The organism is Arthrobacter sp. 135MFCol5.1, assembly GCF_000374865.1.
GTDB lineage: Bacteria > Actinomycetota > Actinomycetes > Actinomycetales > Micrococcaceae > Arthrobacter.
On record NZ_KB895458.1, the window covers coordinates 39535 to 52742 of the forward strand.

The 13208-nt window shown below is 61.7% G+C and carries 10 protein-coding genes; 3 read left to right on the forward strand and 7 right to left on the reverse strand.

Annotated features, from left to right (window positions below; translation table 11 throughout):
* Nucleotides 1–45: 45 nt before the first annotated feature.
* The 3 genes from C563_RS0112160 (at nt 46) to C563_RS0112170 (ending at nt 3490) form a co-directional block, all read left to right on the forward strand.
* Complete coding sequence (locus C563_RS0112160) at nt 46–1020, forward strand: hypothetical protein (protein ID WP_018762335.1); 975 nt, start codon at nt 46–48, stop codon at nt 1018–1020.
* Nucleotides 1021–1201: 181 nt separating this feature from the next.
* Complete coding sequence (locus tag C563_RS0112165; RefSeq protein WP_018762336.1) at nt 1202–2602, forward strand: glutamate decarboxylase; 1401 nt, start codon at nt 1202–1204, stop codon at nt 2600–2602.
* Nucleotides 2603–2620: 18 nt separating this feature from the next.
* The gene (locus C563_RS0112170) at nt 2621–3490 is read left to right on the forward strand and encodes a class II glutamine amidotransferase (protein WP_026264744.1); all 870 of its coding nucleotides are present in this window, start codon (nt 2621–2623) and stop codon (nt 3488–3490) included.
* A gap of 255 nt (nt 3491–3745) precedes the next feature.
* Here the strand turns inward: C563_RS0112170 and C563_RS0112175 are convergent, their stop codons facing one another.
* The 7 genes from C563_RS0112175 to C563_RS0112205 all read right to left on the reverse strand — a co-directional run bounded on the left by C563_RS0112175 (nt 3746) and on the right by C563_RS0112205 (nt 13094).
* Nucleotides 3746–4414 carry a GIY-YIG nuclease family protein gene (locus C563_RS0112175; RefSeq protein WP_196803337.1) on the reverse strand — a complete coding sequence of 223 codons (669 nt, stop codon included), beginning with the start codon at nt 4412–4414 and terminating at the stop codon, nt 3746–3748.
* Nucleotides 4415–4960: 546 nt separating this feature from the next.
* Entirely contained in the window at nt 4961–6286 is a 1326-nt protein-coding gene (locus C563_RS0112180) for a hypothetical protein (protein ID WP_018762339.1), read from the reverse strand.
* On the reverse strand, nt 6279–9674 hold the full coding sequence (locus tag C563_RS22150) for a serine/threonine-protein kinase (protein WP_026264746.1): 3396 nt from the start codon (nt 9672–9674) through the stop codon (nt 6279–6281). The genes C563_RS0112180 and C563_RS22150 overlap by 8 nt, the downstream gene beginning before the upstream one ends.
* A gap of 275 nt (nt 9675–9949) precedes the next feature.
* Nucleotides 9950–10261 carry a hypothetical protein gene (locus C563_RS0112190; protein WP_155845155.1) on the reverse strand — a complete coding sequence of 104 codons (312 nt, stop codon included), beginning with the start codon at nt 10259–10261 and terminating at the stop codon, nt 9950–9952.
* On the reverse strand, nt 10258–11532 hold the full coding sequence (locus C563_RS0112195) for a hypothetical protein (RefSeq protein ID WP_018762345.1): 1275 nt from the start codon (nt 11530–11532) through the stop codon (nt 10258–10260). The genes C563_RS0112190 and C563_RS0112195 overlap by 4 nt, the downstream gene beginning before the upstream one ends.
* A gap of 188 nt (nt 11533–11720) precedes the next feature.
* Nucleotides 11721–12380, reverse strand: a complete 660-nt coding sequence (locus C563_RS0112200) for a DUF4352 domain-containing protein (RefSeq protein ID WP_018762346.1) — start codon at nt 12378–12380, stop codon at nt 11721–11723.
* A gap of 51 nt (nt 12381–12431) precedes the next feature.
* Entirely contained in the window at nt 12432–13094 is a 663-nt protein-coding gene (locus tag C563_RS0112205; protein WP_018762347.1) for a hypothetical protein, read from the reverse strand.
* Nucleotides 13095–13208 lie beyond the last annotated feature (114 nt).

The following is a 13208-nucleotide window of genomic DNA, read 5'->3' on the forward strand; positions in this document are numbered from 1 at the left end:
CGGGAGCGCCCAGGACCTTCAGGAGCCGGCACCTAAGATGGCGGCATGGAAGACGAACCCCTGGCGGACATTGCGGACAGGCTCTATGCCGGGGACCTCGACGGTTTCATTGCGGCCCGGGCTGCCGCGGCCAAGGAGGCTGCGGGGCAGGACAAAGAGTTGGCTGCGGCGGTCCGGGCGCTGGCGAAACCGTCCGTGGCCGCGTGGGCGGTTAATATGCTGGCCCGGCAACGGCCTGGCGTCCTGGCTGACCTGGCCGCCCTTGGGGAAAGGATGCGCTCAGCGCAGGAATCGCTGGATGCCGGCGCCCTCCGTGCGCTGGCACGCGAGCGCCGCACCCTGCTGGCTGCCGCCGTCGACACCGCACGGACCATCGCAGCGGAGCAGGGGCGCCCCATCAGCGGCCCCATGGCCGCGGACGTGGAGGAGACCCTGCGGGCGCTGACCGCAGACGAAGGAGCAGCCGCGGCCGTTGCGAGCGGCCGCCTGCTGAAGGTCCTGACCGCCGATGGCGTCAACCAAGTGGACCTGGCCGGAGCGGTGGCGCTGCCCGGAACGCTCCCCGCAGTGCCGTCTTCCCCCAGGCCATCGCCGTCCCCGGCTGCACCGGACACGACGGCAGCAAAGACGCGGACGACGCCGCAACGCACCTCCCAGCCCAAGCCCGCCAAACCCCGCCTTGAGGCCGTGCGCCAAACTCCCCGGCCGGCGTCGCCCCCGGCGCTGGAACGGGCCAAGGCTGCCCATGCCCAGGCCAGGGCCGCCGAGGAAGAAGCCGTCCGGCGTTCCGCGGACCTGCAGGCGGAGGCCGAGGAGGCACGAACCGAGATCGCGGAACTGCGCCAGGAGACGGCCCTGCTCCGGGAGAGGCTGAAGGCCGCCGAGGAACGGCTGGAGATGGTCCGCAGGAAACTGTCCGGCATGGACGCCGAAGCCAAGCAGGCGGCCCGAGCCGCCGACAAGGCGCGCCGTGCCGCCATGCTGGCGCATGAACGCGTGCTGCGCCTGGGCAGCAACTGACCAGGAGGCACCCAGAGCCGTTGCCGGTCATCAACTGTGGATCACGGCCCCGCCTCCGGAATGGTCTGGTTCGCACCGCTTGGGCGACATGCGCCCGCGGGGACAGCCGCGGCGGGCGTTCCTTTGTAACGTGGACACCAGCCGCACAGCCCGGCGTTCACGAGCTTGAAGGAACCCTGCAATGACAAGGTCACACCGGACACCGAAGCATGAGCCCGAAACAAGCGTTGAGCTGAACCCATTGTTCAGCCGGGCGGGTGAATCCACCCTCTTCCCCCGTTTCACGATGCCCGAGGGCGAATCCCTGCCCTCCACCGCCTACCAGGTGGTCCACGACGAGGCGATGCTGGACGGCAACTCGCGGCTGAACCTGGCAACGTTCGTGGGGACGTGGATGGAACGCGAGGCCTCACAGCTCTACGCGGAAACCTTCGACAAGAACATGATCGACAAGGACGAGTACCCGCAGACGGCGCTCATCGAGGCCCGGTGCTGGCGGATGCTTGCGGACCTGTGGAACGCGCCGGATCCGGCGAAGACCGTTGGTACCTCCACCATCGGTTCCTCCGAGGCGTGCATGCTCGGCGGCCTGGCCCTGAAGCGCCGGTGGCAGCATCGTCGGCGCGCAGCCGGACAGCCGACGGACAAACCCAACATCGTGCTCAGTTCAGCCGTCCAGGTGTGCTGGGAAAAGTTCTGCAACTACTGGGAAGTGGAAGCGCGCTTCGTTCCCGTGTCAGCGGAACACCCCAAGCTGGACGGCCATGACCTGGAGCGGTACGTGGACGAGAACACCATTGGGGTGGTGGCCATCATGGGCGTCACGTACACCGGGGCCTACGAGTCCGTGGCGGGAATCTCCGCGGCCCTGGACGCCATCCAGGCAAACCGCGGCCTGGACATCCCCATCCATGTCGACGGTGCATCCGGGGCCATGATCGCGCCCTTCCTGCAGCCGGAGCTTGACTGGGATTTCCGGCTCCCCCGCGTAGCCTCCATCAACACCTCCGGCCACAAATACGGGCTGGTGTATCCGGGCCTCGGCTGGATCGTGTGGCGGGACGAGGAAGCGCTGCCCGAGGACCTCATCTTCCATGTCAGCTACTTGGGCGGGGACATGCCCACCTTCGCCTTGAACTTTTCCCGGCCCGGCGCCCAGGTGCTTCTGCAGTACTACCTGTTCCTTCGGCTTGGCTTCGCCGGCTACAAGTCCGTGCAGGCGACCTCCCGCGACGTCGCGCTCTACCTCTCCCGGGAGATCGGCGCCATGGAAGCTTTCACCCTGTGGAGTGACGGCTCCGACATCCCGGTCTTCGCCTGGCAACTCGCCGAAGGCCACACCAAGAACTGGAACCTCCACCACCTGTCCGAGCGGCTCAGGATGAACGGATGGCTTGTCCCGGCCTACCCGCTGCCCGAGGGACTCAGCGACACCACCGTGCAACGGATCGTGGTCCGCAACGGCTTCACCCGCGACCTCGCCGCCAGCTTCCTGGACGACCTCAAGAAAGAAGTCGCCTACCTGGACGCACTGACTTCGCCCATGCCCTCGGAGGGGCAGACGCCCGCCTTCCACCACTAGCAACCGGGAGCACGAGCCATGTGCCGATTGTTCGGGCTGCATGCCGGTCCGCGGACCGTCCGGGCGACATTTTGGCTGCTGGACGCCCCGGACAGCCTCACTGAACAAAGCCGGCGGGAGCCCGATGGTGCAGGCATCGGGACCTTCGACGCGGATGGCCGGGCCAGGCTGAGCAAACGGCCACTGGCAGCCTGGGAAGACCATGCGTTTGCCCGCGAAGCCCGGGAGCTGCGGAGCACCACGTTCCTGGCCCATGTCAGGTACGCGAGCACCGGTGCACGCACCGTGGCCAACACGCATCCGTTCATGCAGGATGGGCGGCTCTTCGCCCACAACGGCGCCTTCACCGGCCTCGACCGCCTTGACCGCCATCTCGCCGACCTGGGTGTTGCGGACTTGGTGCAGGGCCAGACGGACAGTGAGCGGCTGTTCGCCCTCATCACGGCCCATGCCCGCACGTCAGGCGGCGACATCGGACAAAGCATCGTCCGGGCCGTCGAGTGGGTCGCGGCGGAGTTGCCCGTCTACAGCCTGAACCTCATCCTGACTACTGCCACCGACCTCTGGGCGCTCCGGTACCCGGCCAGCCACGAGTTGTACGTCCTGGAGAGGAACCCGGCCGCCGAACCGGCCCCGGCTGCACCGCTGGATGCCCGAAGCCGGCGGATCCATTCCCGAAGCACCGATCTGTCAGTGTCTCCGCACGTCGTCTTGGCCACCGAACCGATGGACCACAATCCGCGCTGGCGGGCCATGGGGCCCGGAGAGCTGCTCCATGTGGGCCCGTCGCTGGCGGTAACCTCCACTTTCCCGCTCCCGGTGGATCCTGCACACCTGCTGACCCTGGCCGACCTTGAACCAGCAGCTGCAGCGTCCCAAAAGCCGTGATGGCCGCCGGCGCCCAGGCCTGGACGCTCCCCCGGTTTCCGGGCCGGATGGCAACTGTGAGACGAAGGGGTAGTTGGAAGAAGTGGTTGCAGTTGAAGGCGTCCATTTTGCGGTTTCTGTGTCCACGATGCATCGTTCGGGTGTTCGACTAGTTGGAAGTTTGTGAGGTTGGGGGCCTGTCCTCGTTTGCATTCTGGTCGCAGTCCTCGGCTTGTACGCTGGAAACACTGTTCATGGGATACATGCGGACGGTTCTCACGCGACGGGAAGCCCTCGTGCTGTTGCCTTATGCTCGGCGCGGAGGGCCTTGAGTGTCGCATAGTAGGGATGGTGGCTGTTGCCCTGCAGGTTGAGCGGCAGGCTCAGCTGCTTGATCGCCTGTGCTTCCGGGAGCCACGGGAGTTCTGTTTGAGCCCAAGTCACGCGGGCGTGCCGGCTCATCCACTCGTTGATCTGTCGTTCGCCATCGGCAGTGAAGGTCAGTCGGGTTCCGCTGCCGACCCTGCGGAGGGCGATGTACAAAGTGCTTGCCGGGTGGCATCCCAGCGTCAGCCGCAACGTAGAGCCCTCGGCGTTGCCGCGGTAGTGGTAGCGGATCCGGTGCCATAACGTCTGCGTGCTCGGCCGCGTGCCGTTCCGCGGCGGCTCCTTCGGGGCGATGCCGACATAGAGCAGCACGCCTTCGGGGATGGTGTGGCAGCCACGGACATCCACACCGGGTGGCAGTTCATCGAAGTACCAGGCGTAAATGCCGGGCACCTTAAGTACCGGGGATGGCCGCTCGAGCACTTCCTCACGGGTGTAGAGGCGCGCGGGCATCAGTAGCTGTGTGATCACTTCGGCGATGTCGTTGATGATGATGCTTTCCGTTCCGTGCTCACGAGAAGAGTCGAGAGAGCAAATGCTGCGACTCGTTGACTGCAAACAGAGCCAGCAGCCCCCACCTCGTTCGAGGGTCTCTTGTCTTGTTATTACAAATCAACAGTGACGGCGTGACACCCTGAAACCGTTCGTCAATACACCCTAGCTATACCTGCTAGTCACGTAAACGAACATCGTCAGGTTCAGCGTTCCGCGTTTTCCCGGGACAAGTTGCCGTGCCCCGTCGCTTCATGAGGGCCCTCCCCTGTGGCACGCGTCAGGGCTGCGTCCTCCAAGCGACGGGGACTCCTCCCGCTCCGTTACACTCCAGCCAACGCCGCTGTGAGGTCAGAAGAGCGTCCAAAGCCATTCAGATGAAGTCGTCCGACTGCATCCTCAGGGGTACGACAGCGATTGGAACTCCGGACTCAAGACAAGATGCTCTTGAAACTTGCTTAATTAGGGAGTAGTCCCTGGACCGCCAAGACTAGGGGCGCCGTGCAGTCCCAGCCGGGCCTGACCGGACGGGACGAGCGCTTGTAGCTAGCTCGCTAACCAGCTTGTTAAGCCCTTTCTCCGGTCACCGTGTTCGGGGTCAGACCGGTAACGCTAGGATAGCCGCTGGTCTTCGATCAGTTCGAGATACCTCTGGTACTCCTTCTCGACCCGCGTTGTAATGCTGACGAGGGTGCCCTCCTCCATTCGGTACGTGCGGTCTGAGTCGCCGCGGAAGGAAAGCCAATTGAAACTAGTACTTACCCAGATGTCGTCGAAGATGAGGATCTTAGCGTGAGTGTTTTTCACGCGGACGAAAGTGAACTTGTCATATCTGCTTGAGAGGTTCTTTAGGCGGTTAAGGGCATACTCGTCTGACCCACTGTCGTCGGCGCCGTATCCGTGAGCGATGGTCACCGTGACGCCAGCGCGCAGTCTCTGCTCGAGTTTTGTAACGAATTCAGTGGTAACCACTGCCTTCTTTATCCATGGTGCGATGATAAGCAGCCTCCGTTTGGCCGTCGACAGTGCCTCGGACAGCAGATCTGCGTGTTCGAAGACGCTAACGCTCCTGACGAGTGAGGTCGAGCCGCCGCTGGGGACCGGGTGTGTGGGCTCCAACTCCTCGCCGGGGTCGACAGCGGTATTTGTCGTGCGCTGGCCTTCCAGTTCAGCGTCCAGTATTGGCCGCGGATCAGGTTTTCCGAGTGTCAACCCGAGGCGGTTGACAGCCTCGATACCGTCAAGTGCCAGTCCGTGCGCTACCGCCAGTTCGTCGTCAATGCAGATGGCCAGTTCTAGTTCCTGCCGGTCTTGATCCGCATAAACCAGCATTTGCACAGGAAGGTACCGGTGTTTCTTGACCGCGACCTTGTGAATGCGCAGGACTTGAAGCCGGTCCCCCTTGAATAGCGCATTGAAGCCCGAAGGAGTTACATCGTCGATTCCGATGTGGGCATTTCTGGCAGCGGGGAGAATGATCATCCCTCGCTCCTGAGCCGCCTTCTTTTCGATCAAGGCCCTTTCCTGATAGTCGGCAAGTGACCAGGTTAGCCGGTCGTACGTAACCGGTAACTGCTTCAGTACGGGTTGAGTCGCGGCAAGGTTCCGCACGACCTCGGTTCCGATTGGCGTCAAGGCGAGTCGTCCGCCATTATCTCGGCGGCGGAGGTGGTTTTCACTCAACTGGGCAGCTGATGCTTCTAAGACGTGGACCGGATCGAGGCCCAAATATGCGGCGATTTCCGCGGGAGTGTCCACACCAAGGTCCACAAACCGGAGCGTAAATGCTTCCGTGATCGGGAGGTCCTTCTTTTCCTGAGCAAGAACATCAGCACGGAGTACGGTGACGGGGATGGCGGCATCTTCAACAGCAACGAGCTGCAAGCCCGGCCGCGCATCACCGAACCTGCGTTTGAGGATCTGAAATTGTCTAGTCATGTTCGGCCGCCCTTACTGTGCAATCTGCGGGGTTCTTCTCGATGTACTCCAATACTGTTCGCAGGGCCCCGTTAGTCTCCCTGATGAATCCAGCATCGCCGACGATCGTTAGGCCGTAGCGAGCACGCGATAGGGCCACGTTGATGCGTCGCCAGTAGTCGGCCCCCAAGAAGCCAAGTTTCCCCTTTTGGTTACTTCTTGTGAGGGACAGGAGAGCCAGATCAGATTCCCGGCCCTGAACTGCATCGACGGACATGACAGTGATTGCTAAGTTACGGAAGGACTTTGGCGCGAGTTTCCTCCGTAGCTCTTCGACCTGCCGCTTATACGGGGCAATTACGAGGACTTCAAGTTGCTGCTTGTTGTCGGGAACTTTGATGAGCCCGAAGTCAACAGCGTGTTCGAGGGTGTCCAGATGAGAAACAAGTATCTGGGCCTCGGCGCGGTTGGCAAAACTTGTCGTGCCACTTTCGCGTCGGTTCTCGCCGAGTGGACTGGTATCAATCCACGTTACGGCTCGTCCAACCACTTCGTCGTATCCAGAGATGCCCGACGTTCGCGGTGAACGAAGTTGTCCGTCATAGAAGCAGGTGGAAATCAGGTCGCCGATTGGGCGAATCATCCGGTACTGCTCTTCGAGCGTGAGCTGAGAATGTCTTGGAAGGTAGTCGACGAGCCGTTGGAAGAGCGTTTCCGTGACGTTGTCTTTGGTTAGATCGTGTTCGTTGAGCAAATTTTTCGATCGCAGCAGATCCTCGTCAGTGGGCGGCAGTTGCCGTGTGTCTCCCACCAAAATCCACCGCTTTGCACGAGACATAGGGACGAGTGCTTCAGTGAGGGTTGCCTTTGATGCTTCGTCCACGATACAAAGATCGAACTCAAGCTGGCCGACCGCTTTGTTACGCAAAAATCCTGTGCAGGTTCCAGCAACAACCGAGGTACCAGACAGGAAGATCGAGGTCAGGCTGTCTTCGGCTCCAATGGCTTCAAGCCACGCTGCTTGAAGCTCAATGCGCTTCAATAGTTCGTGTGCCTGTGCACTGTCTCCAAGGAGAACGTCTACAGCGTGCCGTGCTTCGATACTCCCGATGTTGGTTGGAATCGTTAGCTCGCCGGATAGGTGCCTCTGAGCCGCAGTGGCGAGCTCGATTCGTCTATCGTTGAGCTGGTCAAGCCGAGCCTGAAACCGCTCGGCCGGGTTTTCGTCCTCAATGGCCGTGGCAAGGTCTGACTGGTCCTGGGACGAGGCGGCAACGAGCACTGCCACGTGTTGTTCTACAGCCTCGAGCTCTCGGGAGACGGCTGCCAATTGCTCCAACGTCAGTGCGGCCCGCAAGTGGTTCGCATCGATGCCCAACCCGGCGGCAAAATTAGAAACGTTAGCTTCCGCACGTGAGCGCACTCCTTCTGCCCATCGGCGCGTTTGAGTGTCCAAGAGAAGGTCTCTGACGCTCACTTCGACGACGGATTCGTCGGCGCCAGCTAAGCGAACTAGACCTTTTATGCCGGCCTTATGAAGACGTTCAACCGCATTATCAACGGCTACATGGGTCTGTGAAGCGATGAGCACACGGGCGGCAGGTTGCTGCTTCAGAAATTGGGTGACTGTCTCTGTGATGAAGCGAGTTTTTCCGGTTCCTGGCGGCCCCTGAATGACCAGAACGTCCTTAGCACCGAGTGCCAATTGCACGGCCCGCTTTTTGACGGGGTCCAGGTCACACTCAGCGATTTCCGCGACCGCAGGTTCTGCATTGGAGGTTGGATCCACCAGAACACTGCGCAGATCAGGGCTAGGAGTGGTCCCGCTCTTCACGGCAAGTACGGCGTTTCGCTGGCGGTTCAAAGAGATGGCCGACGGCCGGTCGTATGGGACAAGGGTTGCTGTCCCAGGTACCCCGATGAGTGGACGGGGTGACAACACCGTGATCTGATCCACGTCTTGATCGATTACCTCGCCGTGCCCAAATTTTTTTCCCGAGTGCTGGTCGGTGACCTCCCAATCCGTGCCGACAAGTTCAACTTCACAAGCTTCGGTAAGAGTAAAGACGCCACGACGCCCCTCGACACGGACCTTCTTGTAGCTGAGTGGCTTGTTTTCCCCCCGCGCCAGAGCCTCTCGGGCATCGAGTACTCGCAGCCAGAGGTCGAACAACTCATCGCCGGTCTGCTCCGACAGTTCATTGCTGGAGTGGTCCCTGCGATCATAAAAGTCGTCGATGAGATGAATCAAAGTGGTGCGTGCATGCTCACTCGGAGCAGGGTTGACGGGCTGACGAACGGTCCAGCTGAAGATTGGAGGCAGAGCAAGTCCGTGACGTCGACCGCCTTCGAGGGCCTCTAGTTCCAGCGCAGGTGCCGCGGTGACAGTGAAACACGACCGCGAGTAGTCGGGACGAAGTGTGTAACGGTGTTCGGAACCAACCAGGAAGACAACGTTGGGGTCACGCTTGCCAGTCTCTCGATTCAAGCCAAAGGAAGCGAACACCTCACCGGCGAGATCGGACTGAAGTCTTGCCGCCGCTCGCTCCTTGTCAATCGGTTCTCCAGCAAGGTGTTCTTGTGCCGTACGAGTCAGGTCAAGCCAGATCGGATTGCGCGGTTGCTGCTGACGCGCGATGCGTTGGTTGGCAAGCTTCTTAAACTCGGATGCCAACACACTCCCGTTCGCTGGCCGCTCGGTCGGCTCGGGACTCACGCACGCTTCCAGAAGCGCGTGCACGTCCCTTGGAACGTCAACGGACTCAAGCGCCCGCTTGACATCGGGGAAGTCTCGGATCGCCGATTCACTCAAGCACTGAAGCAAAACGACGCCGACGCTGTACACATCGCGTACATAGGGTATTGCCGCATCGAGTTCGGGGGGCGCGTAAGGCCCGGAACGGAAGTTACGCACGGTAAGTTCGCTGTGCTGCTCATCCCCGCGAATTTTGGCGATTCCGAAATCGGCAAGCAAAGGCGCCCCACCGGAATCGATAAGAATGTTTGCGGGCTTAATGTCGCGATGCTCAAATTGCTTGAGGTGGGCATGGGCAAGGCCATCAACGAGGGGTTTCCCGATTGTTTCATATAGATCGTCCCACCCCTCCCAGGGTCGCTCCTTTAGCAAGTCAACGAGGCTGTGATCAACCCAATCAAGAACAAGGTAATAGGTCCCGGTATCGTCAATCCCGGCGTCGCGGAATTTAACGATGTTGGGATGACTGAGATTTCGAAGGGCTCGAGTCTCGCGTTCGAACACCTTGTGAGAAAGCTCATCAGTTCCACCGGCTACAAACTTCACCGCGACGGCCGAACCGTCCCTGCTGTCTACGCCGCGGCGGACCGTAGAGAGTCCTCCTATGCGCTGGTCAGCATTGATGAGCACGAAATGTTTTCCCACCAGTTCCATTCGATCCCCCTGTCGCGACGGTGCAGGACTTAACCGCTTCACTAATGCTCGTGAAGCAGAGCTTTGATGAGCCTACCTGCAAATCCAGGCCCAAGAAGTACCGACAATTCCTCTCGTGTTTACCCTCCAGGCCTTTGCCGAACCGCCTGTGGGAAAGCCACTTTCAGGCGCAGCAGGCGCCCCGGGTCGCCAGGCTTATCGCCGGGGTGGTGTGCACCGTCCCGTCCGGATGCACGATTGTCAGAATGTGTTGCTGCTCGAGGACGGGCGGGTTGCTAAAGGAACTCGTTCCGGCGGACCTCGCCGCGCCTCTGGGCTACCTTCATGGCCACTCGGACCGCTTTGACCCGGATGTAGTTGAACGTCATCACGACTTCTCCCGGTGACGCGTTGCTCTTCTCCAAGGACCACGCGACCAGGCGGTCGTACTCCTCTCGCGCCTCCACATCCTCGGGTAGGGAACTCTCGGCCAGAGAAGCCATGTAGGCGTCGGCAAGGCTGTGGCAGTGCTCGCCTGTGTTGGGGTTTCTTATGAAGCCGGCCTCCATGGCCGCAGCCAGTTCTGCACTGTAAGGCTCTGAGTTCATTCCTCAGGCGCCTTCTCCGGCGCATCAGCCGTGTCTCGCTTCCGCGACTTGAACAAGCCGGAAACTTTTCCGCTCGCTGCCCCGGTAGCACCAGCCAGCGCACCACCAATGCCCTTCACCGCAGTAAGGGCCTGTGGCTCGTCAGGGATCCCGTCGCCGTCAACGTCCACGGCACGGAACGGGCGAGAAACCGCAGCAGCGGCACTCGCGACCCCCGATCCCACAGCGGAGGCACCCGTAGCGACTCCTTCTCCGACAGTGCTGGCCGTCCCGGTGATCCAGCTTCCTGTGGACTTCGCTGCCTCCTCCAGAGCTGCAAGTGCGCGGTTGGGCTCGGACTCCCGGTCGTCGGCTTCTGACGACTCGATCTGCAGGGCAAGGTGTGCCGGGAACTCTTCCGGAGCCTCGGGGAATGCTTTACGGGCGGACTCCACGACGTCCCTGCCAAACACAAAACGGCTCACACCTCCAGTGAGTGCACCCACTCCATATTCAATCGCCGTCTGCTGTTTTCCGTTCAGGGTTTCCCGCACGGTGTCCAGCTGACCCGTTTGGATGGTCCGGACGAGGCTTTGCGCGGCGCCGCTGGGCAGGGTGTCTGCCAAGGTTGTCGCCCAGTGAGACCAGTCACCGCTGGCGGCCGCGAATTTGTGGCCAACGCCCACTACACCTTCGGGGGAAGTTTCCGCCACGTCCTTCGCCATGGTGGCAATTTGTTCCTGGCTTACTCGGTCATTGGTCAGACCGTAGACCAAAGCATGGGCCTGGTCCTGGTCCAGGGCTTTCCCGTGGATGTCGGCGAGGGCAAGCCCAAAAATTGCCGTGAGCTCGAACTGGAGCTGCTGATCACCGGCAGGGAGAAGCGCGGCCACACGGTGAGCACCCGTTTTCGCAGCCCCCATAGCCATGTTCTTCGCGGCCACCTTGGCCGCCTCCTTGGCCGTTACCTGCGCAGTCTTCTTAGCCGCCTGTTTCCCCGCCGTCTTCAGACCCGTGGCCGCGACGCTGCCACCCGGAATCAACGAGATTCCCACCTCAGCCACGATCGACCCAGCAGTGATAGCGGCCCCTGCAGCCGTGATCGACGTACTGTAGTGACGTTCGAGCAACCTGACCACTTCCGCAGGGGTTGCCTCTGGACGCCGGCGACGAATCCGCATGACGTACTTGCGTGCGATTGAGTGACGCGCACTGACCGCCTCCGCGATGTCTGCGTTGGCTTCCTCATCATCCAACTGGGTCTCCAGCGTGACAGCTTGGCTTTCGGTCATTTACGTTGTCCCCCTCTAAACCACAGGCTCAACCCTGAGCCTTTCTATAAACGCTGCAATTCGGTTCGCGGCAGAGGAGCCCAGGGCTCCCCGCCGCGCCGTCATCAGTGTCCCGCATGATGTGGCAGGATCTTGCTCGCCACGCTGCGCGGACCTCCGCCGGTCAGACCGCACGGGCGGAAGTGAGCTTATCCCGGAATCTGGATCCGGGCAGCCTCCTGCAGCAGCGGATCAGAAATCATGACAGTGGCAGGTCCCGGAGCAATATCGAAGGCAATGTTGCCCCGCGCCTTGTCGCCGGGCAGGACCTCCCCTGAGCCCAGTTGGTTATCGGCGAACAGGCTCATGTCTGCCTTACGCCCGTTGGCATCCTTCGCCGAGAAGTACAGCGGGTTGGAGCTCGTCTTGCCGGATTCCGTTTCCCAGAGCACGTCCAGGAGCAGGTAGGTGCCGTTCTTGGGCGGGGTAGCGAACGCACCGGTGGTGACAGAGTCGGTGCGGACCGCGGACACGACAGTGATCCTGGCGACGTTGCCGTTGCGCATCTTCACGGAGAAAGGAACGCCCACAGTAGGCGCCGCGGGAGCGGCAGGAGCGGACGACGGCGGTGCTGCCGCCGTCGGGGCGGCAGGAGCAGCGGCAGCCGGTGCAGTCGCTTCAATGGAGGCCGTGGCAGAGGCGATGGGGCTGGAGTCCGCGGCCTGCTTGCTTCCGCCGGAGCAGGAGCCCATGAAGATGCCCACCAGGAGGACGCCCGCGGGGACGACGAAGCGCTTCTTCTTGTAGAACGGTCGGACTGCCGGGGTTTGGGCAGCCGGCGGGACAGGGGCAAAGTTTTGGTTGGTCATGGTGGTGCCTTTCAAGTGATGCGATTGGATGGTGCTGCGGAGTAGCAGTGGCTATTGTTTTTCCCATCTGCCGCAGCGGGTTGAGTTGAAGTCCTGCCCTGCCGAGAGGGTGACGACGGGCCGGCCGCCGCCGGGGATGTCGTTTTCGATGATGTCGCTGCCGTTGCTGCCGCTCCGGTAGATCCCCCAGTAGCAGGTGGAGCCGACGGCAGCGGCGGCCCTGTAGGTGCCCGGTTCGATGTCAGCGCCCACAGTCCAGGTGCCGTCGCCAACCGTGCGCGCTGCCTTCGCCTTTTCGGCCCCGGTCACGGCGTCCTCCCGGGCCTTGACCGCTGCCTCAGCCGTCTTCACGGCAGCATCTGCCTTACCGACTTCGGCTTCCCGGGCCGCGACCTTGGATTCCCGGGAAGCCATGCCGTTCTCAAGCGTGTCGTACTTGCCTTTGAGTGAGGCGTAGCTGGAAAGTGCAGCGTCCCGCTCGGTCTCGACTGTGGACTTCTGGCCAGCGAGTGACTTATACGCGGTGCTTTCCTTAGGATCCGGCAATGCCGTTCCAAGCGCCGTTCCGCCGGCTAACAGGACGACGGCGGCTGCCGCCAGAAGGGCAGGCTTCTTCCGGTCGCGTTTGGCCACCTGGGCAGGAGTCTCATGCCCGGCTTGGTACACCTGATCAGTGTCCGGGATGTCCCCCGGGCCGATGTCGTTGTTCAACACTTAGTTCTCCCCATTTCATGAGTGCTGCAGGTCGGCGGCGGGATACCTCCCCCCAATGTGCGGTTTCCCGCCGCCGCCACAGCTCAGGAAGATTCCCCTTAGCTGCAGAAGAAA

Bases quoted from the DNA above. Each gene is read 5' to 3' on its own strand.
- C563_RS0112160 (WP_018762335.1), top strand. From the start codon at position 46: ATGGAAGACGAACCCCTGGCGGACATTGCGGACAGGCTCTATGCCGGG.
- C563_RS0112165 (WP_018762336.1), top strand. From the start codon at position 1,202: ATGACAAGGTCACACCGGACACCGAAGCATGAGCCCGAAACAAGCGTT.
- C563_RS0112170 (WP_026264744.1), top strand. From the start codon at position 2,621: ATGTGCCGATTGTTCGGGCTGCATGCCGGTCCGCGGACCGTCCGGGCG.
- C563_RS0112180 (WP_018762339.1), bottom strand. From the start codon at position 6,286: ATGACTAGACAATTTCAGATCCTCAAACGCAGGTTCGGTGATGCGCGG.
- C563_RS22150 (WP_026264746.1), bottom strand. From the start codon at position 9,674: ATGGAACTGGTGGGAAAACATTTCGTGCTCATCAATGCTGACCAGCGC.
- C563_RS0112190 (WP_155845155.1), bottom strand. From the start codon at position 10,261: ATGAACTCAGAGCCTTACAGTGCAGAACTGGCTGCGGCCATGGAGGCC.
- C563_RS0112195 (WP_018762345.1), bottom strand. From the start codon at position 11,532: ATGACCGAAAGCCAAGCTGTCACGCTGGAGACCCAGTTGGATGATGAG.
- C563_RS0112200 (WP_018762346.1), bottom strand. From the start codon at position 12,380: ATGACCAACCAAAACTTTGCCCCTGTCCCGCCGGCTGCCCAAACCCCG.